Origin of the sequence: Clostridium facile (genome assembly GCF_014297275.1) — a bacterium.
Taxonomy (GTDB): Bacteria; Bacillota; Clostridia; order Oscillospirales; family Ruminococcaceae; genus Massilioclostridium; species Massilioclostridium facile.
In genome coordinates, this window is the sequence record NZ_JACOQK010000001.1 from 1219981 (window position 1) to 1243672 (window position 23692).

General features: G+C 38.6%; 20 protein-coding genes and 1 riboswitch. Of the genes, 11 read left to right on the top strand and 9 right to left on the bottom strand.

What is annotated here, in order from left to right; translation table 11 throughout:
- Nucleotides 1-91 precede the first annotated feature (91 nt).
- Nucleotides 92-784, top strand: coding sequence for a FadR/GntR family transcriptional regulator (locus H8Z77_RS05130; RefSeq protein ID WP_069989099.1), 693 nt, complete (start codon nt 92-94; stop codon nt 782-784).
- A 405-nt stretch (nt 785-1189) separates the two neighbouring features.
- Here the strand turns inward: H8Z77_RS05130 and mltG are convergent, their stop codons facing one another.
- From mltG to H8Z77_RS05150, 4 genes are all read right to left on the bottom strand, one after another.
- Complete coding sequence (gene mltG / locus H8Z77_RS05135; protein ID WP_186996372.1) at nt 1190-2092, bottom strand: endolytic transglycosylase MltG; 903 nt, start codon at nt 2090-2092, stop codon at nt 1190-1192.
- A 326-nt stretch (nt 2093-2418) separates the two neighbouring features.
- Nucleotides 2419-2670, bottom strand: a complete 252-nt coding sequence (locus H8Z77_RS05140) for a helix-turn-helix domain-containing protein (RefSeq protein ID WP_186996373.1) — start codon at nt 2668-2670, stop codon at nt 2419-2421.
- Between the two features lie 377 nt (nt 2671-3047).
- Nucleotides 3048-4262, bottom strand: coding sequence for a cofactor-independent phosphoglycerate mutase (locus H8Z77_RS05145; protein WP_186996374.1), 1215 nt, complete (start codon nt 4260-4262; stop codon nt 3048-3050).
- A 129-nt stretch (nt 4263-4391) separates the two neighbouring features.
- Complete coding sequence (locus H8Z77_RS05150; RefSeq protein WP_186996375.1) at nt 4392-5327, bottom strand: RluA family pseudouridine synthase; 936 nt, start codon at nt 5325-5327, stop codon at nt 4392-4394.
- 259 nt (nt 5328-5586) lie between these two features.
- Between H8Z77_RS05150 and H8Z77_RS05155 the strand changes: the two genes are divergently transcribed.
- The 6 genes from H8Z77_RS05155 to H8Z77_RS05180 all read left to right on the top strand — a co-directional run bounded on the left by H8Z77_RS05155 (nt 5587) and on the right by H8Z77_RS05180 (nt 10934).
- Nucleotides 5587-6312, top strand: a complete 726-nt coding sequence (locus tag H8Z77_RS05155; protein ID WP_186996376.1) for a JAB domain-containing protein — start codon at nt 5587-5589, stop codon at nt 6310-6312.
- Between the two features lie 71 nt (nt 6313-6383).
- Nucleotides 6384-6746 (top strand): ArsR/SmtB family transcription factor, encoded by a 363-nt coding sequence (locus tag H8Z77_RS05160; RefSeq protein WP_069989106.1) that lies wholly within the window; start codon nt 6384-6386, stop codon nt 6744-6746.
- 82 nt (nt 6747-6828) lie between these two features.
- Nucleotides 6829-7557, top strand: a complete 729-nt coding sequence (locus H8Z77_RS05165; protein WP_069989107.1) for an ABC transporter ATP-binding protein — start codon at nt 6829-6831, stop codon at nt 7555-7557.
- Nucleotides 7554-8468, top strand: a complete 915-nt coding sequence (locus H8Z77_RS05170) for a SufB/SufD family protein (RefSeq protein ID WP_069989108.1) — start codon at nt 7554-7556, stop codon at nt 8466-8468. The genes H8Z77_RS05165 and H8Z77_RS05170 overlap by 4 nt, the downstream gene beginning before the upstream one ends.
- Before the next feature lie 646 nt (nt 8469-9114).
- Entirely contained in the window at nt 9115-10272 is a 1158-nt protein-coding gene (locus tag H8Z77_RS05175) for an isocitrate/isopropylmalate family dehydrogenase (RefSeq protein WP_069989109.1), read from the top strand.
- 20 nt (nt 10273-10292) lie between these two features.
- Nucleotides 10293-10934, top strand: a complete 642-nt coding sequence (locus H8Z77_RS05180; RefSeq protein ID WP_069989110.1) for a redox-sensing transcriptional repressor Rex — start codon at nt 10293-10295, stop codon at nt 10932-10934.
- A gap of 102 nt (nt 10935-11036) precedes the next feature.
- On the opposite strand, the gene H8Z77_RS05185 is transcribed toward H8Z77_RS05180, so the two are convergent.
- On the bottom strand, nt 11037-11609 hold the full coding sequence (locus H8Z77_RS05185; RefSeq protein ID WP_069989111.1) for a hypothetical protein: 573 nt from the start codon (nt 11607-11609) through the stop codon (nt 11037-11039).
- A 158-nt stretch (nt 11610-11767) separates the two neighbouring features.
- Here H8Z77_RS05185 and H8Z77_RS05190 point away from each other — a divergent pair, with 158 nt between their 5' ends.
- Both H8Z77_RS05190 and H8Z77_RS05195 read left to right on the top strand, forming a co-directional pair.
- Nucleotides 11768-12898: a chorismate mutase gene (locus H8Z77_RS05190; protein ID WP_186996377.1), complete on the top strand. Its 1131-nt coding sequence runs from the start codon at nt 11768-11770 to the stop codon at nt 12896-12898.
- A gap of 96 nt (nt 12899-12994) precedes the next feature.
- On the top strand, nt 12995-13570 hold the full coding sequence (locus tag H8Z77_RS05195) for a hypothetical protein (protein WP_069989113.1): 576 nt from the start codon (nt 12995-12997) through the stop codon (nt 13568-13570).
- 492 nt (nt 13571-14062) lie between these two features.
- On the opposite strand, the gene dapB is transcribed toward H8Z77_RS05195, so the two are convergent.
- Genes dapB through asd form a run of 3 tightly spaced genes read right to left on the bottom strand, consistent with a single transcriptional unit; the run spans nt 14063 to nt 16851 of the window.
- Nucleotides 14063-14815, bottom strand: coding sequence for a 4-hydroxy-tetrahydrodipicolinate reductase (gene dapB / locus H8Z77_RS05200; RefSeq protein WP_186996378.1), 753 nt, complete (start codon nt 14813-14815; stop codon nt 14063-14065).
- A gap of 17 nt (nt 14816-14832) precedes the next feature.
- Nucleotides 14833-15723, bottom strand: coding sequence for a 4-hydroxy-tetrahydrodipicolinate synthase (dapA, locus tag H8Z77_RS05205; RefSeq protein WP_186996379.1), 891 nt, complete (start codon nt 15721-15723; stop codon nt 14833-14835).
- 48 nt (nt 15724-15771) lie between these two features.
- Nucleotides 15772-16851: an aspartate-semialdehyde dehydrogenase gene (asd, locus tag H8Z77_RS05210; RefSeq protein ID WP_186996380.1), complete on the bottom strand. Its 1080-nt coding sequence runs from the start codon at nt 16849-16851 to the stop codon at nt 15772-15774.
- Between the two features lie 97 nt (nt 16852-16948).
- Nucleotides 16949-17130: riboswitch (Lysine riboswitch) on the bottom strand.
- 75 nt (nt 17131-17205) lie between these two features.
- On the opposite strand from asd, the gene queA reads away from it, so the two are divergent.
- Nucleotides 17206-18231: a tRNA preQ1(34) S-adenosylmethionine ribosyltransferase-isomerase QueA gene (gene queA, locus H8Z77_RS05215; RefSeq protein WP_186996381.1), complete on the top strand. Its 1026-nt coding sequence runs from the start codon at nt 17206-17208 to the stop codon at nt 18229-18231.
- A gap of 343 nt (nt 18232-18574) precedes the next feature.
- Here queA and H8Z77_RS05220 read toward each other — a convergent pair whose 3' ends face one another.
- Nucleotides 18575-19222 (bottom strand): pentapeptide repeat-containing protein, encoded by a 648-nt coding sequence (locus H8Z77_RS05220; RefSeq protein WP_186996382.1) that lies wholly within the window; start codon nt 19220-19222, stop codon nt 18575-18577.
- Between the two features lie 332 nt (nt 19223-19554).
- Here H8Z77_RS05220 and H8Z77_RS05225 point away from each other — a divergent pair, with 332 nt between their 5' ends.
- Complete coding sequence (locus H8Z77_RS05225) at nt 19555-23637, top strand: glycosyl hydrolase (protein ID WP_186996383.1); 4083 nt, start codon at nt 19555-19557, stop codon at nt 23635-23637.
- Nucleotides 23638-23692 lie beyond the last annotated feature (55 nt).

Sequence of the window (23692 nt, forward strand, 5' to 3'; positions counted from 1 at the left end):
CTCTCTCATTATTTGATAAATTTCCCTTGTATCTAAATCCATAGTTCGCTATAATAGTTGTCAGACAACATTAACTGCAAAGGAAACGATTATGAAAGATACCGAAAAAAATTTAGCTCAACAGGTTGCTGATACCATCTTGTCCTATATTACCATTGAAAAAAAATTTGTTCCAGGAGATAAACTGCCGAATGAAAATGAATTTTCCGCCCAATTGCAGGTAAGCAGGGCAACATTGCGGGAAGCAATACGGATTCTGGCATCCCATAATGTATTGGAAATTAAACGTGGAAAAGGTACATTTGTGGTAGAACGTCCGGATTATGAACATCCCATTGACTTTAATGAACTATCCAAAACCCAGTTGGATGTCCAAGCATTATATGAAATGCGATTAATGGTAGAGCCACAAACTGCCTATTATGCCGCAAAAAGAGGGACAGAGCAGGAAATCAAACGAATTTTGGAATATGGGAAACAGGAAGAAGAACTCATTTTACAAGGGAAAGACCGTACCCAAATTGAACAAGCTTTCCACCAAGCAATTACAGTGGCTGCCCATAATAGCTTTGTGGAGCGGCTGATGCCGATGATTTATCAGGCAATTGATTCTGGTGTTTTGCTCTCCAATCAGGCGGACAGCAAGGGCATTATCCAGGATACCGTTAATGATCACCGTCTAATTATGGAATTTATTGCTCAAAGGAATGGCCATGGGGCAAAAACAGCGATGGAACTCCATATTCTCCGTGCAATTAAAGGATTTGGATTTTCAGAGGATTAATAACGAAATCATATATTCCCTATCAACAAAAATAGCTGATAAAATCAAAGGGGAAAAATCCACCTATTCAATGAAAATTACAGTTTTAAAAGGGATAATCACAAACTATGATTTCAATTTTTGTAGACCACAATCGTAATCGAATGGTTCACTTAATCCCCCAAAAAGAATACAGAACAATATCACCACATTGTTTCCCCAGTTTTGTTACCTACATCTAATTTCTAAAACTTCCGAAATCTTTGGTTGGATTATAACAAACTTGTTTCTGATTTGGCCGACAATATTCTAAAGTAATTTTCAATCAAGGTTTTTTGATCTAACCTTGGTAGAAACGAGGGTTTTATTGGGGGAAAGCGGCAAAAAACAGGCGGAATTTTCCGCCTGTTTTTTGCCGCCTATTTGCTATTGATATTGAACCCCATATTGCGCTATTTGCTGATTGTGTTCCTCCAAAGTTGCAGAATAATGGTTTTGGTTATCGTTTCCAAAAAAGAAATAGTAATAATTCGTAGCCGGTGGATTCTGAGCTGCTTCAATTGCCCTTTTGCTTGGGTTACAAATGGGTCCGGCTGGTATACTACATTTATAGGTATTGTACAAAGCAGCATATTTGCTGGTATCCCCCAAAAGGGAATTCCCTGTAATATAATCGTTCACATACTCTCTAGTTGGGTCTGCATCTAACCGCATTCCCGCATTGATACGGTTATGGTAAACAGAAGAAACCAGCTGCATATTTTCGGTGCTGCGTGCTTCTTTTTCAATAATAGATGCCAAAATCAACGTCTGATCCGAAGGCATTCCGGATTTTGCGGCATAATTATTGAGCATTTTCCGCAATACACTGGTTGGGTCCTCTCCCACATAAAATTGATAGGTATCTGGAAATAAATAGCCTTCCATTTTAAAGCAGCGATCAGGCGAGGATGGAACGTTAAAAGATTGTACTGCATAATTTTGTGCTGCTTGATAAAAAGCGGCCTGGGAACACACCCCATTATTTTCTAATGCCCGAGCAATATCCATAAAAGTACTTCCCTCTGGAATGGTAACCGAAACCACCTGAGGGGTTTGTTGGGAAGATGCAACAGAATCGGAAGTAGTTGCATTTTCCCCATTACCATCCCCAACCACCACAGGAGGGGTATTGGATTCTTCAGAAGAACTGCTAGGAATACTGCTAGACACCTGCGAACTGCTGCTGGAAACAGGAGGAATAGAGCTAGATTCTGACTCCTGGTTACCGCCACATCCAACCAATAGCAACATACTAATCACTACCATACCTGCAATTATTCTTTTCATTTCAACACCTTTCTTTCGTGTTTGATTCATCTCGAGATTACACAAGATATTATAAATGTAAATCTGCCAAAAATCAATCCAATTTTGGTGTTGTAGACAAATTCCACGTATCGTAGATAACGCTAAAATACAATATATTGTATTAACGCAATAGGCAATAACAATTACTAGATTTTTTGCTTTTACTGCACCATACATAAAATAATATCAATACACTAGTTTACTGATTCAGTTATAATATATTGAAATTCGTCTTAAAAGTAAGGCTGTAATTTCATTCTTTAAAGTTTATCCTTCTTATACTGCAGGAAACTCAATGATTGATTTCAACTATCTTCTCGCAATAGCTCATCCACTGTAATTCCAAAAATCTTTGCGAAAACCTTTAGTTCAATGTCAGTTACAAATCTCTTTCCACTTTCTATTCTTTGAATTGTGTTTTTATCCAGATCCATCCCTTCTAACTGTAATAAATCCGCCAACGCCCTTTGTGAAGTTTTTGGTACCCTCTGTTGTCTTAATCTAGCTATCTTTTTACCACAAACATTATTTCTACCGTTATTTCTGTTTTTATACATACGATCACCTCATGACATCTAGTAATTGTCATTAGCAATCATTGTATGTGAATAGCAAGTAATTATGACATCAACTGATAGTCAAATTTACTTTTTTCGTTAAATCTTATTACAAATAGAAAATTTCTTCTTTATTTGATCCCTAAATTTATCATAATTGTAAAAAAAGTAAGTATATAAATTCGTCTTTGTATTGTCGATAAACGTCGAATTTTCGGCATTTATTCTATATCATGACAATCCTATTTTATCTTTTTTCTTAGCCACATTTGTTTTCTGTAGAACAAAAAAAGGCTCCATTGAATAATTCATTCAACGGAGCCTTTTTGTTATATTTGATTATGCGTTTTATTAAATATAACATTAAAATGTAATATTTAATACGCAATAAATTTTTCCAAAATAGTGTCACCTTCTGCTACAAAAACGCCTGTTTCTTTTGCGTTTTCTTCATCAAAGCATGGAATGTCAGATTCATATTCCCTCGCAGAGGAATAAAATAAAAATGGTACTGGGTCACTTGTATGGGTCCGTTTACAAATAGGGGTAGCATGATCCGGCAAAACCATTACTTTATAATCCAAATTATGCTCTTGCATTGCTTGGATAATAGGGCCAACAATTTTTTCATCAATCAATTCAATCGCTCTAATTTTATTGTCTATTTCCGCACGATGGCCACATTCATCTGGAGCCTCTACATGGACATAAGCAAATTCTTTTCCATCCAGCAATTCTTCAATTGCGGCTTCTGCTTTTCCATCAAAATTTGTATCAATGTAACCTGTAGCGCCAGGAACATCTACTACTTTCATTTTGGTTAAAATCCCAATCCCTTTTAATAAATCTACTGCCGAAATCATGACACCATTTAAGCCATATTTTTCTTGGAAAGAAGGCAATGGTTTTTTATAGCCTTCACCCCAAAGCCATATCGCATTGGCCGGTGCTAACCCTTTTGCGATCCTTTTTTTATTGACAGGATGGTTTTCCAGGATCTCACAGCTTTTTTTCATCAAATCTAATAGCTTCGCTGCATTTGAATGGGATGGCAAGTATTCTTTAATCTTCTTCCCTGTAATATCGTGGGGAGGGGTAACGGTTCCCAAATCTGTTGTACCATGGTTCCAAACAAGGCAATGTCGATAGCTGACGCCGGAATAAAAATGGAACTCCTCACACCCCAATTGGTCTTCCAGTTCTTCAATAAGTTCCTCAGCTTCCTCGGTAGAAATATCCCCGCCACAATAATCTAAAATTGTTTTCTCCTCATAATTGGGTTCATCAGATAAAGTCACTAAATTACACCTTAAAGTAACATCCGTTTGCTTTAAATCAATCCCAATACTGGCAGCCTCCAGTGGAGAACGCCCTGCATAGTACAATTTTGGGTCATATCCCAGCACGGATAAATTCGCTACATCGCTACCTGGTTTTAACCCTTCCGCTACTGTTTTAACCAGACCGACACAACCATTTTTTGCTAAGTGTTCCATATGAGGTTTTTTGGCAACTGACATTGGAGTTTTCCCATTCAACTGCTCCACAGGATAATCTGCCATTCCATCACATAAAATCACAATATGTTTCATTATTATAAGATTCCTTTCTTTACCCCAGTAAAAAACTGAGGTTTTGTTCCATTCCAAATCATATTACACCAAATATGATACCATATCTGGCAAAAATCGCAAGACTTTTTGTTCAATAATTTATAAAAATTATGATAATTGGTCTTTAAACCAGACTTGTTTCAAGGAAAATTCCTGCTGGTTTAAGTAGTTTAATATTCCTGCGTCGGTATCAAACTGAAATTTTAATTTATAGGCACAAAGACATTGGTATCCCTTTTGTTTTTCCCCGCCGTATTTTACATCCCCTACCAAAGGATGCCCAATCGATGCCATATGTGCCCGGATTTGATGAGACCGCCCTGTATGGAGCTGAATCTCCAGCAGGCTATATTCCCCATTTTGTTTTTGTACTGTATATTCTGTTATCACTTTTTTTCCATCCGGAACAGGTTGAGGGGAGATTGTTACCAGATTATTTTTTTGGTTTTTCTTCCAATAGCCAACCAGTAGTTGGTGTTCTGGTTTTGGAACTCCTGTTACCATACAAAGATAATATTTTTGAATTTGGCGTTCTTGGATTTTCTGGTTTAACATCCGCAAGGATGCCGCATTTTTGGCGGCAATGACAATCCCCTGGGTATTCCTGTCCAAACGGTTGCACAATGCGGGAGAAAAGCTTTGTTCCTGTTCAGGGCAATAATCCCCTTTTTCAATCAGATATTGTTGTACTTGGTGTACCAAAGTATTTTCAGTTTCCCCTTGGTCTCCATGTACCCGAAGCCCAATAGGCTTGTTGACCAGCAAAATATTCTGGTCTTCATAAACAATATCAAATTCCCGCCGCAGCGGATTAAAAATAACAGATTCCTTTTGTTCTCCAAAAAATTCATCATTGATATACAGTTGCAGCAAATCTCCCTCCACTAACTGGTCGGCAGCATCACAACGTTTTCCATTTCGTTTGATCCGCTTTTTCCGGATCATCTTATATAGCATAGACTTTGGTAGCTGTTTTGCTACTTTTAAAATAAATTTATCCACCCTTTGCCCAGCGTCATTGGAACCAATGGTATATTCTTTCATAATGTTCCTCCATAATAGATCGTATAATATCCGCATTGTTTTTTTATATTGTAAGATTTCAAAATAATATTTATGGAGTTACAAGCGGATAAAATTCTATTTTATTATAGCAGAAATGAGAACAAATAGATAGTAAAGAAACGACGAAAGAGATAAAATTTTGTTTTGAATTGATATATTCTAGCATTTTATTCCAATCTATTGTATAATAGAACAAAACCACTAGTCGTGTTTTTATCAATCAATGGAGTTGAACGGTATGGCAAACAATTTACATAAAGATCATCGTAAACGGGTTAAGGCTCGGTATCTCAGCCTAGGTTTAGATGCGTTTACAGGCCATAACATTTTAGAATTTTTACTATTTTTTGCGATCCCTCAAAAAGATACCAATGAAATCGCACATCAACTAATGAACCAGTTTGGTTCTTTTTCTGCTGTGTTAGATGCCTCTTTGGAGGAATTAATGGAAGTGGATGGCATTGGGGAACATGCGGCTATCCTGCTTCATCTCATACCAGATTTAGCAAGGGCTTATTTGGAAGATAAGGCGGAGCCCCATCAAAAATATGATACTCCACAAAAATTAATGGAATTTTTTAAACCTAAATTTATTGGTTTAAAACAGGAAGTCTTATATGCTGTCTGTTTGGATAATACCAATCATATGGTAAGCTGTACAAAGCTTGCAGAAGGATTTTCCGATTCTGTTTCCTTACCCATAGAAGAAATTGTAAAATTTTCTTTTCGTTATAATGCTAAAAACATAATACTTGCCCACAATCATCCATTTGGATTAGCCAACCCTTCCGCATCTGACCAAATTTCTACAATTGAATTGAAAAAAGCTTTATCTGCATTAAATATCTATTTAATTGACCACATTATTGTAGGAAAAAATTTAGATGCTCTTTCTATGCGGGAATATGGCTGTTTAGAGGAATTTGTGGACCAGGACTGGACATATTTAGCAAGTTCGAAATAATTTATCTCTTGACAAATCAAACATTTCATTTTAACATATGAATAGTTGATCATATGAAAGGCGGGTTATTGATGCCAACAAAAGCTACAACAGAAACGAACGAATATTTACGCCTCCACCCAGCGGCTGCAAAACAGATGGAAAAAGCTTTGCCAAACGAGCAGGTTTTGTGCGATCTGGCAGAGCTATTTAAAGTATTCGGTGATTCTACCCGCATTAAAATACTATGCGCATTGGTGGAATCAGAGCTCTGTGTAGGGGATTTAGCCCAACTGTTGGGATTTTCCCAAACTACAGTTTCCCATCAACTGAGAATTTTAAAAAACAACCGGCTGGTAAAATACCGCCGGGAGGGTAAAATGATTTTTTATTCTCTGGCAGACGACCATGTATGCCGTGTCATCCACCAAGGCATGGAACATGTAATGGAATAGCCTGATTTCTATGGCCAGCCCATTTTAAAAATCACTACACAATAAGTTAAGTTGCTATGTACTCAAATAGAAAGGGATTACTATGCTTCAGTTAAAACATATTGCTTGGGAACTCCCAGACGGGGAAGAAATTATCAAAGACGTGAACTTTACCGTTCGGGATCATAAACTAGTTGTTATTACCGGACCAAATGGTGGTGGAAAAACAACCACAGCAAAATTGATTGCGGGAATTGAACAGCCCTCTTCCGGGACAATCCTATTCGATGGCCAAGATATCACTCATATGGATATCACGGACCGCGCCCGCCTAGGGATTGCTTACGCGTTCCAGCAACCAGTGCGTTTTAAAGGATTGACCGTACGGGACATGTTGGAGTTAGCTGCGGGAAAAAAACTGGATGATGCCCAGCTATGCGATCTTTTAGGTCACGTTGGACTATGTATGAATGAATATATTGACCGTGAACTCAATGACAGCTTATCTGGCGGTGAAATTAAAAGGATTGAAATTGCTTCTGTACTAGCGAGAAACGCAAAACTTTCCATTTTTGATGAACCGGAGGCAGGGATTGACCTCTGGAGTTTTAGCCGATTAGTAGAAACGTTCCAAGAGCTGCGCTTACAGCATTCTGGAACCTTAATGATTATCTCCCATCAGGAAAGAATTTTGCAAATTGCAGATGAAATTATTGTAGTAGCAGATGGCAAAGTACGAGATGCAGGGCCAAAACGAGTGATTTTGCCAACGTTGTTACAGGATGAAAAAGTAACACGTTGCCCATTCCACAAAGAGGAGGCACAGGTATGAACCATATCACAGAAGAATTTTTAAAAGTTGTTTCTGATTTTCAAGGAAAATTTGTTGGAGCATTTAACATCCGTGAAAATGGACAATGTGCTGGTAGACAATCCACCAAGAATATTAAAATAGAAACCAAGCAGGACAAACCAGGTCTGGTGATACGTGTAATGCCTGGCACCAAAGGAGAAACCGTTTCAATTCCCGCTTGTGTGACTCAAGGCGGTATTGACGACCTGGTTTACAATGATTTTTACATTGGCGAGGATGCGGATGTCACTATTATCGCAGGTTGTGGTGTTCATACAGATGGAGACGACGCTCGTCATAACGGAATTCACCGCTTTTTCTTATCCAAAGGTGCCCATGTGCTTTACAAAGAAAAACATATTGGTACTGGAAATGGAAAAGGCATCAGAAGGATTGACCCTGTCACAGAAATCACTTTAGGGGAAAACGCCAGCTTAGAAATGGACACAGTACAATTAAGCGGGGTAGATTCCACCATCAGGACCACATCAGGGACATTGGCTGCCGGAGCTAAATTACTGGTTCGGGAACGTATTATGACCGATGGAAACGAAACAGCAAAAACTGACTTCAAAGTGGATTTAAATGGGGAGGATTCTGGAGTTGACTTAATTTCTCGATCGGTGGCAAAAGGTCACTCTCATCAGGAATTCTATTCCCGCATCAGTGGAAAAAACCGTTGTATGGGCCATTCTGAGTGTGATGCTATTTTAGTGGACCAAGGAACAGTAAGCGCTGCCCCCATGCTGGATGCCTACCATGTGGACGCTGAACTTATCCACGAGGCGGCTATTGGTAAAATCGCTGGGGAACAAATTTTGAAGCTTTGCACTTTGGGCTTAACAGAAGAACAGGCAACCCAACGCATCATTGAAGGATTTTTAAAATAATGACAAGCAGGTTACTATCCGTAGTAGCCTGCTTTTTGTTATAGGAGTTTCTCATAGAAAACCTCTAGTTCTACCAAAAGTGGATATAAAGTAGTTCTGAAATTTATTATAGGAATATTGTATTGCTAATCCACAAATGATGAATTGTAACATCAAAATATTGTTTCAATACAGACCCAAAACAGCCGTTGATTTTGAAATAGCAGTTTATTCACAAAAAACGGATTGTAGAACACATTATACTCAGTTCGATAGATAAGGCTATTCTTCTGCTTACAGGGATAGAATTTGTGATACTATAAATCAGACACAACATTCAACCCAGTTGCAATCCTGAAAAAAACAGGGAGAATCAATAAAATTCACATAATTTTATTATACCAATCGTATACAGCGAACATGTTTATCCTATTTTTGATTAAAAAATAAGAACTATAACAGAAAAACGAACCGATTAAACTACTTCAAGATAATTTCCATGGATCAAAAATTTTTATCTTCTATATTTTGGGTTTATAATTGATAAAAACAACCGGAATTCGATCCTAACTATTGATATAATCTTAACAATATGCTATAATATTTGTTAAACAATATGCTATATTCTAGAAGTATAAGATATTATTAAATTAAGGGAGACAAAAACATGAGCAAAGTGGATATTGCAGTAGAACAATTTGCAAAAGTAGTCAAATCTCAGCTGGAACGTATTGAACGCATGAAAGCGCAAAAAGATTTTGTAGACTACCAAAAATTAGACAAAATTATTATTGGTGTATGCGGCGGTGACGGAATCGGCCCAGTTATCACCCATGAAGCGCAAAGAGTTTTGGAATACTTATTAAAAGATGCTGTTGCGGCAGGTAAAATTGAATTTAAAGTAATTGATGGTTTAACCATCGAAAATCGTGTTGCTTGCGGCAAAGCTATCCCAGACGATGTACTGGCTGAACTGAAATCCTGCCATGTTATCCTAAAAGGGCCTACTACTACCCCTCGTGCTGGCGACCCATGGCCAAACATCGAAAGCGCCAACGTTGCAATGAGAAAAGAACTGGATCTGTTTGCGAATGTTCGTCCAGTAAAAGTGCCAGAAGAAGGGATTGACTGGACTTTCTTCCGGGAAAATACAGAAGGCGCTTACACTTTGGGTTCCTGCGGTGTCAATGTAGACGAAGATTTGGGAATCGACTTCACCGTTACCACTAAACAGGGTACCGACCGCATTGCCCGTTTGGCATATGATTACGCGAAAAAGAACGGTAAAAACCGTGTTTCCATTGTTACAAAAGCAAATGTTATCAAAACAACAGATGGTAATTTCCTGCGAGATTGTAAAGAAGTTGCTAAAGAATACCCAGAAATCACAACAGATGACTGGTATATAGATATCATGACTGCAAAATTGATCGATAAAAAAAGAAGAACAGATTTCCGTGTATTCATTTTGCCTAACCTGTATGGCGATATCATCACTGACGAAGCTGCTGAATTCCAAGGTGGCGTAGGTACTGCTGGCAGCGCAAACTTGGGAAAACAATATGCAATGTTTGAAGCAATCCACGGTTCCGCACCACGTATGGTAAATGAAGGCCGTGACAAATACGCAGATCCATGCTCTATGCTGCGTGCAACCGTACTGCTGTTGTCTCACATTGGTTACCAGGCAGAAGCAGACCGCTTGGAACGTGCTTTGGATATCTGCATGTATGAAGAAAAGAAACTCAAAGTAACCGGTCATTCTGATGGGGCTACCACAGAAGAATTCGGAAACTATGTCATGGAAACCACAACAAAACTCTAATAAAAAGGTAGGTAAAGACCATGCCAAAAAACAACGAAGTATCTATGTCGGTGATCCGCCGTCTGCCAAGGTACTATCGATTTCTTGGTGAACTGCTCCGTACCGGTGTTGAAAGGGTTTCCTCCCGTGAATTATCCAATTTAATGGGGTTGACCGCATCCCAAATTAGGCAGGATTTAAACTGTTTTGGTGGATTCGGCCAACAGGGGTATGGCTATAATGTGCCACATCTCCACGAAGAGATTTCCAAGATTCTTGGCTTACAAAGCCAACAAAAAACAATCTTAATCGGTGCTGGTAACTTGGGTCGTGCTATTATTTCCTATTCCAGTTTTAAAGGGAAAGGATTTGAATTAATTGGGGTATTTGACCGTGACCCCAATCTGATTGGCACTAAAATTGCGAATCAAACCATAATAGATGTAAAAGAAATGGGTGAATTTTGCAAACAAAACTCCCCTACTGTCGCTATCCTCTGTGTGCCCAAGACAAGTGCCCATGCGATTGTAGAAAAACTGGTTGAATTAGGAATCCAAGGCTTTTGGAATTTTAGCCACTATGATATTATGATGGATTACCCAAATGTGGTGGCGGAAAATGTACATCTTAGTGACAGTTTAATGACCTTAAGTTATAAGGTAACGAACCATACAAAACAATAAATTCCTGTTCCTTTTAGAAATGGGATTGTAAAAAATCTCCTGTTATAGGGTAAAACTATAACAGGAGATTCTTATTATAGGCGAAATATTCATGGTATTTTATTATATCCGTTTATCTGCTGTAAACTCGATATATCCCAAAACATTATCTTCGCATGCAAAATAGAGTTTTGGTTGGGAAAACGTTGCCCTTGGAAGGTGAAAATATTCCCCCGTGCCACAGGAAACACGCTTTCCCTGTATTTTCCCACTAATTGCCTGCTCTTCCCACTCTAATCCCTTGACATGGGAAAGCTTGATCTTGTTCTGCTTTGCCAAGGATTCTACCACTTTATAAGAAGGAAGTTTTGATCTTTTCAATAGCCCTCCCATACGGGACACAAAAAATTCCAAATCCAAATCTGGTATTGTGGCAACATCATAAATTTGCCAGAATTGATATTGTGGATCGAATAAATCATGGTCATGAAAGCATTTTAACATTGCTTCATCATCAATAATCTGTTCCAATCCCACCTCCATATCAGATTGTTTCGGTATGGATAAATTTACTTCTGCCGCTGCTCCGTTTACGAACGCCCTTACCCCTTTGATGTCATTTAATTTCTTCTCTAACCGTATGCTGGAATCCATATCAAGGGGATTTTCCAAACTATAATGTAATTTTTTTCGCATTGATTATGCCACCTCCTGGCAGAAGTATGAACAGTATGGCTGGTTTTTATTCCATATACTTGTAAAGGAAGTTATTTTCCGTTATAATAATATCAAATGAAATTTTTGATTTCTTATTAAATATTAAGAATAGATTTCTAGAAAGGACCTAATGAACCATGAATTTGGATGAATTACGCTGCCAGATTGACCAGATTGACCAAAATTTACTGCAATTATTTGAGCAAAGAATGGAAATTGTAAAAGGGGTAGCGGCCTATAAAAAAGAAAATAATCTCCCTATTTTCCATAAAGACCGGGAAGATCAGATTATACAGCGGATTAGTTCCCAAGCTGCGCCCGAAAACGCAGAAGGCGCTAAGGTATTGTTTTCTACCCTGATGAATATCAGCAAATGCCTACAGCAAAAAGAAGTATTGGATTACACGTTGGATACCCTGAAGCTATTAGAAGAAATCCAGGCAGGCCATCAGCAGCCAGAACACCCCACAGTTGGATGTCAGGGAGTTGTAGGGGCTTATTCTTATCTAGCTTGCCAAAAAAAATTCCCAAATGCCACAATTACTATGTTTGACCAATTTGAGGATGTTTTCCAGGCAGTACAGAATAAAAAAGTGGATTTTGGAATTTTACCACTGGAAAATTCCAATGCAGGCTCTGTAGATGAAGTATATGAGCTGATGAAACATCATAACTTTTATATCAACCATACCATTACCCTAAAAATCGACCACTGCCTGGCTGTACGTCCAGGAATTAAGGCCACTGATATTCAAAAAGTATACTCCCACAACCAGGCGTTGCGCCAATGCAGCCAGTTTTTAGCGCTCCACCACTTACCACAGGAGTCTTACACAAATACTGCCGCTGCTGCTGAATTTGTCGCGAAAAGCGATTTACCAATTGCGGCAATTTGTTCCCAGGAAAGTGCCAAAACCCATGGCTTGCAAATCCTACAGCAGAATATTCAAAACAACGATGAAAACTATACCCGTTTTATGGTGATTTCCAAAAAGCTATATCCACGCCCAGAATGCGATACTATCGCCACATCTTTGACGATTTCTAACGCAGTTGGTTCTTTGTATAATCTGCTGACAAAATTTGCGGTTAACGGCGTTAATTTAACCAAAATTGAATCTAAGCCAATTGGTAATAAAAATTTCGATGTGGTATTCTATCTTGATTTTTCCGGAAATATATTGGAAGAACAATCCATCCATCTACTAAACGAACTTTCTTCGGAATTGACTGGATTTAAATTTTTAGGAAATTATAAAGCGGATTAATTTTATTTTACATAGAACACAAAATAAACCGCAAAATATGTATGGTAATCTAGTTTACTTTCCAAAACGAATCGAGAGGATAAAGGGGGGTTTTTGTTGGGAGATCAAAAAATGTTCGCAAAAAATACCCCTCGTTATTTCATCGCATGGTTTTTGATAATTGGTATTATCCTTTCGATTACCATTGCGGTTGTTTATAATATCAATGCAGTAATGGTGTTGTTTGGAAGAGGAAATATTCAAACTGTTAGTTACGATTATATGAGACAGATTGTTTATAGTTCTCCCAATACGTATACCGTAGCTTCAGAACAGCTGCAAAGCCCAAATCAGGAAATCCTTCAATATGAATTATCCGAAGGCGCAGTACAATTTCGGATAACAGGAGACCCCACCGGAAAAATCTCTGAAATTCGGGGAACAATCCAAGTGTCCGAGTTGAATTTTTCTCCTTTGGATTTATATGCTACCATGAACGACGCAGTGAAACCCCTCTGTCATCAAAAAGATATTTTAGCGGCAGAAGTGGCTATTTTTAAATATGTCCAAAAAGCTCAGTTAACCAGCTATACCAGCCATGTTATGTTTTCTTCTGTTTATGACAACAAGTTGATTACCATTCAAAAACAGAAAAACTCATTTGAAATTAATTTTGATATTTTAATGCAATAGGTTTTACGGAACAATCATAAAACCTATTTTTTTGCATTCATCTAATTTTGTAAAATTATAAAATGTTTATCACCATATTATCTTTACATATGCCTATTATGTGCTATCTAAAAATAATTTTTTTACTTTAGCCATTTTCCTGTTTTGTGTCATCAACTATATATTTTCAGAATCATAACTCCTTTCATCTCTATTTGGTATTATTTTATAGTTGAGATATTGATACTTACCACTAAAACTCTTTTTTAAATCCCTCATCAAAAGATTTTGTTGGCACAATTACACTTTCAACAGCATTAACCAGTTTATCTCTTATACGGATAATAATTGGTATTCCGTATTTCTATTCATTAAACAAATAAATGGAAATCCATTTGTGATTTACATAATACTTCCTAGGCTTACATCGATTGCGCCGCTAGTATTTTTCACACCGAAAGAAAAGCACCATACAAAAAAGGGATGCCTCAATTTATGGCATCCCTTTTATCACTATTGAATTAATTGGCTCATATCGTACAGCCCTGCTGGCTGTTCTTTCAGAAATACTGCAGCATTTACTGCGCCAACCGCAAATACTTCTTTGGAGCGGGCACTATGAGACAATGTAATAATTTCATCCCTGCCAGCAAACATCACTTCGTGTTCCCCAACAATGGTGCCACCACGAACAGCGTGCATGCCAATTTCTTTTTTATCCCGTTTTTGGCGTACTGCATGACGGTCATATACATACTCATATTGATTGCCAGATGCTTCGTTAATCGCATTTGCCAACATAATTGCAGTACCACTTGGAGCGTCTACCTTTTGGTTATGGTGTTTTTCGATAATTTCGATATCGAACTGATCTCCCAAGACAGCAACCGCTTTCTTTGCCAAATCCACCAGTAAATTAATCCCCAAAGACATATTAAAGGTAAAGAATACTGGAATTTCTTTTGCAGACTCTTTAATTTGGTCAATCTGTTCTTGAGTATACCCAGTTGTCGCAATGACAATTGGGGTATGGTTCTGTTTTGCATACCTTAAAAGGTCATTCAATAAGGAAGGATTGCTAAAATCAATAATCACATCCCCTTTTACGGGACATTCCGAAACAGATGGATAAATTTCAAAATCCGCATATTTATCAATAAATTTATCAATACCAGCCACTACGGTACAATCCTGCCTACCCGCTACAACATCGGCAATCACACGACCCATGTGGCCACAAGCTCCGCTTATGATAATATTTGTCATCGTTCACAACCGCCCTTTTATTTGATCAAATTGTGTTTTCTCAGTAACCCTGCTAATTTTTCAATCTGGCTATCCGTCATTTTATACAATGGCAGACGGCATTCCCCAACCTGCATTCCCATCAAATTCATCGCTTCTTTTACTGGGATTGGATTTACATCCATAAATAAGCCGTTGATTAAATCCAACAGGTTCAACTGCAGTTCGCAACTTTCTTTTACCTTGCCATCAAAATACAATTGGCAAATATCATGGGTTTCCTGTGGCATAACATTGGATAATACAGAGATAACCCCTGCACCACCTAAAGAAAGGATTGGTACAATCTGATCATCGTTGCCAGAATAAATATCCAGATTATCACCGCATAGTGCCTTGATTTTCGCAACCGCACCAATATTTCCGCTTGCTTCTTTTACAGCAACAATATTTGGATGTTTGGACATTTCATATAACGTTTCTGGTTGAACAGTAACTCCTGTTCTAGATGGAACATTGTATACAATCAATGGAATATTCACACTATCCGCAATGGTATTGTAATGTACAATTAATCCTCTTTGGGATGTTTTATTATAATATGGTGTTACAACCAACAAGCCATCTGCTCCCAATTGTTCCGCTTCTTTGGACAGAGCAACCGCATAATCGGTATCATTGCTACCAGAGCCAGCAATTACTGGAATACGTTTGTTTGTATGTTCCACAGCAAATTTAATTGCGCCAACATGTTCTTCGTGGTTTAATGTTGGAGATTCACCAGTAGTACCACAAATAATAATAGCATCAGTACCATGGGCAATCTGATCATCAATTAACTGTCCCAGTTTGTCATAGTTTAAGGAACCATCAGCATTCATAGGGGTAACAATCGCTACACCTGCTCCGGTAAATAATCTTTTTTTCATATTTTCCACTCCTATTCTATTCAGGATGCGTTTATCGTAATGGACGAATTAATCCATATAGCCTTTGGCAGCTAATAATTCAGCTAACAATACAGCTCCCCCCGCTGCACCACGCAGGGTGTTGTGGGATAAGCCAACAAATTTATAATCATATTGTTTGTCTTCCCGCAGGCGTCCAACAGAAACCGCCATGCCACCTTCCAGATTGCGATCCAATTTTGCCTGTGGGCGATTGTCTTCCTCAAAATAATGGATAAACTGTTTTGGGGCACTTGGCAGGTTTAATTTTTGTGGTTCCCCACTGAATTCAGCCCAATCCTGTTTAATTTCCTCAATGGTTGGTTTTTTCTCAAAGCTTACAAATACAGCAGCGGTGTGTCCATCCTGTACAGGCACACGGAGACATTGCGTTGTGATATTTGGAGTCCGTGCATCCACAATGCGGTCCCCTTCTACTTTACCCCAGATTTTCAGTGGTTCTACTTCGGATTTTTCTTCTTCCCCACCAATAAATGGGATTACATTATCCACCATCTCAGGCCATGTTTTGAATGTCTTTCCTGCACCGGAAATTGCCTGGTAAGTACAAGCCAATGCTTTGGTCACACCATATTTCATCAATGGATGCAGTGGTGGAACATAACTTTGTAAAGAACAGTTGGATTTTACAGCAACAAAACCACGTTTGGTACCCAGACGGTTCCTCTGTGCAGCAATTACATCCAGATGTTCTGGATTGATCTCTGGAATCACCATTGGAACATCAGGGGTGTGTCTGTGGGCAGAGTTGTTGGATACTACTGGACATTCCGCTTTTGCATATTTTTCTTCCAATGCGCGGATTTCTTCTTTTTTCATATCAACAGCGCAGAACACAAAATCAACCATACCAGCGATTTTATCCACGTCTTTTTCTGCGTCCATAATAATCATATCTTTCATAGCTGCTGGAATTGGAGTTGTCATAGCCCATTTTGCGCTGACAGCTTCTTCATAGGTTTTTCCAGCACTTCTGGATGAAGCAGCTAAAGCCACTACATGGAACCAAGGATGATTTTCTAATAAAGTCGCAAAGCGTTGGCCCACCATACCGGTTGCACCAATAATACCTACATTATATGTTTTCATGTTTCAAATCCTCCAAAAATATTTATTACTTGGTAAAATATAAAAAACCGGTTGAAAACCGGCTAGAAATGCAATATAATAGAAATTATTGACGTATTACGCCGATAGCTCTCCACCATAATACATGATGACAGCAGTACATTTGTTCAATGTACCACCAGCAGTTCAGTGGCCAATTAAACTGCTTCGGCGCTCTCCCCTTTCGGCTGAAACTCAATAACGATTCTGGCCAAATCTCGTTACAACATACTTTTGAACCGCGCAACCTCTATCCGGTTTTTCAATTATAGTTTTATCATATCATTTCTTGTAAAAGATGTCAATTAATATTTTATTATATTTTGGAGGAAGTTTATGAAAACCAGTGATTTTTATTTTGATCTGCCTCAGGAACTCATTGCCCAAACCCCAATAGAACCCCGTGATCATTCTAGGATGCTAGTGCTTTCCCGTGAAACCGGGGAAATCACCCACAAGCATTTTTATGATGTCATTGATTATTTAAACGAAGGGGATACTCTAATTGTAAACGACTCCCGCGTACTGCCCGCCCGCATTTATGGGGAAAAAGTCGATACAGGTTCCAAAATAGAATTTTTGCTGTTAGAACAGAAGCAGCAGGACGTTTGGGAGATTCTCTGCAAACCTGGCAAAAAAGCAAAACCTGGCGTCAGGTTTAATTTCCATAACCTATTGGAAGCGGAAGTACTGGAAGTGTTAGAGGATGGGAACAGGATTGTCAAATTCCACTATGAAGGAAATTTTTTTCATATCTTAGATCAGATTGGGCAGATGCCCCTCCCTCCTTATATCACCGAAAAATTGCAGGATCAGGAACGGTATCAGACAGTATACTCCCATGAGGTTGGTTCGGCGGCCGCTCCTACTGCCGGACTGCATTTCACCAAAGAATTGATGGAAAAAATTCGTCAAAAAGGGGTGAATATTGCTGCTGTCACCTTGCATGTAGGGCTGGGAACCTTCCGCCCTGTCAAAGTGGATGATGTCACCAAACACAAAATGCACTCAGAACATTATGAAATATCCCCAAAAACTGCCGAACTTATTCGGAAAACCAAGCAAAATGGTAAGCGTGTTTTCGCTGTAGGAACAACCAGCTGCCGCACATTAGAATCTGTTGGCACAGCACATAATGGTGAAATCGTAGCGGAAGATGGATACACAGATATTTTCATTTATCCAGGGTATCAGTTTAAAGTAATCGACGGATTGATTACCAATTTCCATTTGCCAGAAAGCACCCTAATTATGTTGGTATCTGCGTTTGCTGGATATGACTCTATCATGAATGCATATCAAACCGCCGTAAAAGAAAAATACCGGTTTTTCAGTTTTGGTGATGCTATGATGATTGTGTAAGCTATTTTTTCATGAAAGAATAGCCACTTTATAGTAAATGAATAAAATCTTACCTGTTAGCTTTTATTCTATCTATTTATTGTGACTTTTTCAATTAATGAAATTTACACATAGCAGTGTAAGACAAAAATGATATCATATTATTCTACCGGATATATAGTGGACTTTAAAATACTTTTCCGGAATACGAAACTATAATAATGTGAATTTTTCTCCATTTAATTCCTCCAGAAAGGAATACAAAGAAAATATACGTTATCGTTACCTATAGTAGAACCAACGATTTCATCATAAAAAACATAACCAAAAGCAGCTGTTCTGATCCATCAGAACAGCTGCTTTTTTATTCTTCCAATATGATAATACCTAATAACCTCGCCAGTTCGGATGCTTGGAAACGGTCTACTACTGCCCCTTTTAGTTCTTTTCCAGAAACTAAGATTCCGTCTATGCGGCATTTCCGGAAATCCATTCCATTTAGCATGGTATGCAAAAAATTCGCCTGAGTAAAGTCCACCTGTTTCAGCTCTACTTGCTTCCATTTATTCTGGATAATATGGCTGGATTTCATACTGGTTTCTTCTATTCTCATTCCAGTTGCCTGAAGATGATCAAAATTGACAAAATCCATGTTGTTTTCCTGAAACAATACCATTTTTATCATGCTTTGAGAAAAATCCGCCCCTACCATCCGGCATTGGAGAAAACTACAGCGCTGGAAATAACAATCTTGAAAATCTACATTGGAAAAATCGCAATTGATAAATACTGTATCAACAAAGCTGGAATGGGCACAATTGGCACCGGGAAACCGACAATTTGAAAATTTACATCCTGTAACATCCGCGTTTTCCAGAGATTTTCCTGCCCATTCCAATAACACAAACTGTTGGTACATTGTCTTTTCTTCCTGTTCCGCTTGTTTTTCCAGTAGAATTGGATCAAAACAATGCTCCAATTTTTGTTTTAATTTAGGGTTTGCCCATTTCATTATCCAATTCTCCTTTATGATTTCTTGGTCAATGCGTTATGCTATATAATGCTTTTATATTATAATCTATTCAAGCAACAATTGATTTGTTTTCCTTAATTATATCATATTATTTATTACAAGACACTAAAGTGTACCATCTTACAAACTATTTATTCTCTTATAAATCAAATGATGATACTACAAAAAGTATTTCTCATGAAATATAGATGAAAAACAAATTTATTTTTTGGATAATTTTAGGATAGATTTTATAATTTTAACTTGCTATACTTTATTCGTATCGTATTTATAACCTATCAATAATTAGATGTAAAGGAGAAAAAGAGAGCATGAAAAAATTAATATCCGCATTGCTTGCTGTTACAATGGCTGCAACAGTAGCGGTGAGTTCTGTTAGTGCGGCAGAAGTGACTAAAACCTCCACAGATGCGTTATGGTCATCTTTCCAAAATCCGTCTTTTGAAACCAAGTCCCGTCCTCTGTGGTTCTGGAACGACCAGCTTGCCAACATGAGCAAAGAGGAAATTCGGGAAACATTAGTGAAATCCAAAGAGGAAAGCGGTTATGCCGGTGTGGCAATCCTTCCAAACTGGATGGAAGGCTATATGAGCGACGAATATCTTGAGTTATACAAATATGCTCTGCAAACAGCAGAAGAACTTGGTATGAAAATGTGTTTGTATGATGAGAACGGTTTTCCAAGCGGACGTGCTGGTGGATTGCTAGCACAACAATATCCAGAAGACACCCTAAAACGCCTGGACAAAACCGAAAAAGACGTAACCGGACCCTCTACAGCTTCTGTACCATTGCCAACCGGACAATACCGTAGCTATTTAGGCGCTGTAGCAATGAATATGGATACCAAGGAAATCATTGATATTTCCGACCATGTTTCCTATGTTACAGAGGATACCCCAGGTGTTTATAGTTCTTCTAACCATCCTGCGATCAATGGGGAAACTTTTACTGCTGATAAAGCGTTTGATGGTGACTATTCCACTCGGTGGAATGCCGGAAAAGGTCAAACCACCGACCAGTGGCTGGAAGCCCGCTATGCGGAAGATACCACGGTAGACCGTATCGTAATCCGGGAGGCTTTAGGGAGAATTGACAGTTATGCAATCCAATATTTTGACGGTGAAAACTGGATTGATATTTCCATCGGAACCACAATCGGTGAACAAAAAGAAATTCAATTTGATTCCCCAGTCACTGCGAAAAGGTTCCGTTTGATGATCCACAGCGCTGGATTAACCGGAACAGATGATGATTCTAAACTAGCCTCTATTTATGAAATAGAACTATTCAACGGCTCTACAAAACTCCCACCCCCAAGCGCTGGGGAAGAATCGGTAGACCGTGTGACCTATACTGTTCCAGAAGGGAACTGGAAACTGATGGCTTTTGCTACTGTAAAAGATGGGGATGATTTGGTGGACTATCTCAGCAAATCTGCTGTAGAACACTTTGTCGATATCACTCATGAAGCCTACTATCAGGAATTTTCTGAATATTTTGGAACCGTTATTGATTCTGCTTTCTTTGATGAACCACCACTTTACCGTGCGTCCGGCAGAACCTGGACTGGGGAATTCAATACCATGTTTGAGGAAGCAAATGGATATAATCCAATTACCCTCTACCCTGCTCTGTGGTATGATATCGGAGAAGATACTTCCTATGCCAGAAACGCACTTATGGGATTCCGTGCGGAACTGTTCGCTTCCAATTATATTGGAACCATGACTGACTGGTGTCATGAACATGGCATTAAAATGACCGGCCACATGGATCAAGAGGAAAACGTCAACCCTGTTACTTCTGACGGGGATCTGATGAAGGTATTCAAATATCAGGATATACCTGGTGTGGATGAAGTATTCAGCTATGACCGTGCCCGTAAAGCATATAAAATTGTCAGCTCCTCCGCTAACAACTGGGATAAAGGCCTGGTAATGACCGAATCCTACGGCGGCATGGGAGAAGGCATGGGCATCCCAGTGATGTATAAAGACATCATGAACCAATATGCAAAAGGAATTAACTATGTTGTACCTCACGCAATCTGGTACAACAACACCCAAAATGTACAAAATCCACCAGAACTTTCCTGGAGAAGCGAACAGTACGGTCCTGAACTTGCCAACTATAACAATTTTATTGGCAGAACCAGCGGACTGCTGCAAAATGGACGTCATGTAGCCGATATTGGGGTTCTCTATCCAATCGATACTCTGCAAGGCGCTTTCCAGTTTGATATTGGCGACCCTTACACCGGCAATGTTACCCCGGAAGAAGCGGACTACATGGAAGTTGGAGATTATCTTTCTTCTACCTTACGCCGTGATTTTACCTATTTACATCCAGAAGTAATCGCGGAAAAATGTACCGTAGAAGGCGATACTTTTCAACTGAATAATGAAGTCAACTACGAAAACTACAAAGTGATTGTGATTCCCGGTTGTAAAACCATCAGTTGGGAAGCATTGAAAAAAATCCGGGAATTCTACGACAACGGCGGCAAAGTAGTGGCAACAACTCAATTACCTTATATGTCGTCTGAAAAAGGACATAACCAGGATGTAGTTGACACAATCAAATACATGTTTGGTGTAGACGAAGACTTTATCTATGGCAATCACTCAAGAACCTACACTGCATCTTCCTATTTCCAAAATAATCCTACTTATGCAGCAGAAAAAGCGTTTGATGGTGTTGCTTCCCTGGATAGCAGATGGAATGCCGGCGACCTCTCTGGCGGTGATCAATGGCTGGAAGTTGATTTTGGCACTCCTACTACAGTAAACAAAACAGTGATTACCGAAAGTGCTCCATACCGTGTTACTCAATACCATATTCAGTACTGGGATGGTTCCCAATGGGTAAACTGCGCAGAAGGAACTTCTATTGGAGATCACAAAACCAATTATTTTGAGCCAGTTACCACAACAAAACTCCGTTTGTATGTGGATACTATTGTTTCCGATAGTGTTTCCATCCAGGAGTTTGAAGTATATAACAATGATAGTGAAAACCTGGCATTAGAACCAGAAAAAATAGCGGATAACAGCAATGAAAACGGTGGACGTTGCCAGTTTGTCGGTGTTAATTTCCGTAAAACATTAGGACCTGCATTGGACAATGTTGTAGAAAACTATGATGTCGAAATTGACCCTGTTTCTACTTCTGGCGGAGATTTGACCTATATCCACAAAGTAAAAGAGAATAATGATATTTACTATTTCGCGAATTCCAGCGATAATCCAGTAAACACTTATGTCAATATCCGCAAAGAGTTTGAAAATCCAATGGTTTGGGATCCACATACAGGAACAAAATACGCACCTGAATACACTGTGGACAACGGTATTACTCGGATTAAACTGGATATTGATGCTGTAAAATCTGTATTTATTATTGATGAAAATACATCTTCTTCCTCCCAAACAGACAAAACGATTTTGAAAACTGTAATTGATGAGGCAAAAAGATTACAGCAAACAGAAGAATATGCAAACGCAATTCCTGCTGTAAAACAATCTTTCCAAAAATCATTGGATAACGCCCAAAATGTCTATGATAACCTTGCCGCAACCCAAAAAGATGTTGTGGAAGCATGGAGCAATTTAATCAAAGAAATCCATAAATTAGGCTTTCAGGCAGGAGATAAAACGGAATTGCAGGCATTGTATGACCAGGTAAAAGATACAAATTTAGATGATTATCTGGATGGCGTAACAAAAGAAAACTTTAAAACCGCATTAGCTAATGCCAAAACTGTTTTAGATGACAAAAATGCCCTTGACACCGAAATTCAAAAAGCATACAATGAACTAAAGTCTGCTTTTGAAGCATTGGAGGAAAAACCTTCTGAAACAGTGGATAAATCCCAGTTGGAAAACTTGCTACAACAATGTGACAGCTATCAACAGGATCAATTCACACCAAATACATGGGAAGTATTTGTGCCAGCTCTGAAAACAGCTCAAAACATTTATGCAAAGCCAGATGCAACACAAGACGAAGTCAATAGCGCAACAGACACCTTATTAAATGCTATGTTACAACTGCGTTATAAGGCAGATAAATCTATTCTGGAAAACATGGTAGCACAATTGGAAACCATGGATACTTCCGGTTATACCCCTGAAAGTCTTGCAGTTCTTAATGCGGCAATCCAAGAGGCAAAAACGGTATTACAAGATGAAAACCTGAGTAAAGAAAACCAATCTGTAGTTGATACCCAGGTGGAAAATTTGATTGCGGCAGTTGCAAGCTTGGAAAAACAAAATAGCCCAAATATTATTGAAAAGGCTGCTGCTACAGGAGATGTTGCTCCAATTGCGGGCATTGTATTGTTAGCATTGGCTGGTACAGAGATAATCGCTTTGAGAAAACGCAAAAAATAGCATTGTTTCTTTATTGAAACTATATAACAATTATCAAAAAACCTCAACCAGTTTT

Excerpts from the sequence above, each read along its gene's own strand:
- H8Z77_RS05180 (WP_069989110.1), top strand. The coding sequence starts at position 10,293 with ATGCCAAAAAACAACGAAGTATCTATGTCGGTGATCCGCCGTCTGCCA.
- H8Z77_RS05160 (WP_069989106.1), top strand. The coding sequence starts at position 6,384 with ATGCCAACAAAAGCTACAACAGAAACGAACGAATATTTACGCCTCCAC.
- H8Z77_RS05165 (WP_069989107.1), top strand. The coding sequence starts at position 6,829 with ATGCTTCAGTTAAAACATATTGCTTGGGAACTCCCAGACGGGGAAGAA.
- queA (WP_186996381.1), top strand. The coding sequence starts at position 17,206 with ATGAAAACCAGTGATTTTTATTTTGATCTGCCTCAGGAACTCATTGCC.
- dapB (WP_186996378.1), bottom strand. The coding sequence starts at position 14,815 with ATGACAAATATTATCATAAGCGGAGCTTGTGGCCACATGGGTCGTGTG.
- H8Z77_RS05175 (WP_069989109.1), top strand. The coding sequence starts at position 9,115 with ATGAGCAAAGTGGATATTGCAGTAGAACAATTTGCAAAAGTAGTCAAA.
- H8Z77_RS05155 (WP_186996376.1), top strand. The coding sequence starts at position 5,587 with ATGGCAAACAATTTACATAAAGATCATCGTAAACGGGTTAAGGCTCGG.
- H8Z77_RS05225 (WP_186996383.1), top strand. The coding sequence starts at position 19,555 with ATGAAAAAATTAATATCCGCATTGCTTGCTGTTACAATGGCTGCAACA.
- H8Z77_RS05170 (WP_069989108.1), top strand. The coding sequence starts at position 7,554 with ATGAACCATATCACAGAAGAATTTTTAAAAGTTGTTTCTGATTTTCAA.
- asd (WP_186996380.1), bottom strand. The coding sequence starts at position 16,851 with ATGAAAACATATAATGTAGGTATTATTGGTGCAACCGGTATGGTGGGC.
- H8Z77_RS05140 (WP_186996373.1), bottom strand. The coding sequence starts at position 2,670 with ATGTATAAAAACAGAAATAACGGTAGAAATAATGTTTGTGGTAAAAAG.
- dapA (WP_186996379.1), bottom strand. The coding sequence starts at position 15,723 with ATGAAAAAAAGATTATTTACCGGAGCAGGTGTAGCGATTGTTACCCCT.
- H8Z77_RS05130 (WP_069989099.1), top strand. The coding sequence starts at position 92 with ATGAAAGATACCGAAAAAAATTTAGCTCAACAGGTTGCTGATACCATC.
- H8Z77_RS05150 (WP_186996375.1), bottom strand. The coding sequence starts at position 5,327 with ATGAAAGAATATACCATTGGTTCCAATGACGCTGGGCAAAGGGTGGAT.
- mltG (WP_186996372.1), bottom strand. The coding sequence starts at position 2,092 with ATGAAAAGAATAATTGCAGGTATGGTAGTGATTAGTATGTTGCTATTG.
- H8Z77_RS05220 (WP_186996382.1), bottom strand. The coding sequence starts at position 19,222 with ATGAAATGGGCAAACCCTAAATTAAAACAAAAATTGGAGCATTGTTTT.
- H8Z77_RS05185 (WP_069989111.1), bottom strand. The coding sequence starts at position 11,609 with ATGCGAAAAAAATTACATTATAGTTTGGAAAATCCCCTTGATATGGAT.
- H8Z77_RS05145 (WP_186996374.1), bottom strand. The coding sequence starts at position 4,262 with ATGAAACATATTGTGATTTTATGTGATGGAATGGCAGATTATCCTGTG.
- H8Z77_RS05190 (WP_186996377.1), top strand. The coding sequence starts at position 11,768 with ATGAATTTGGATGAATTACGCTGCCAGATTGACCAGATTGACCAAAAT.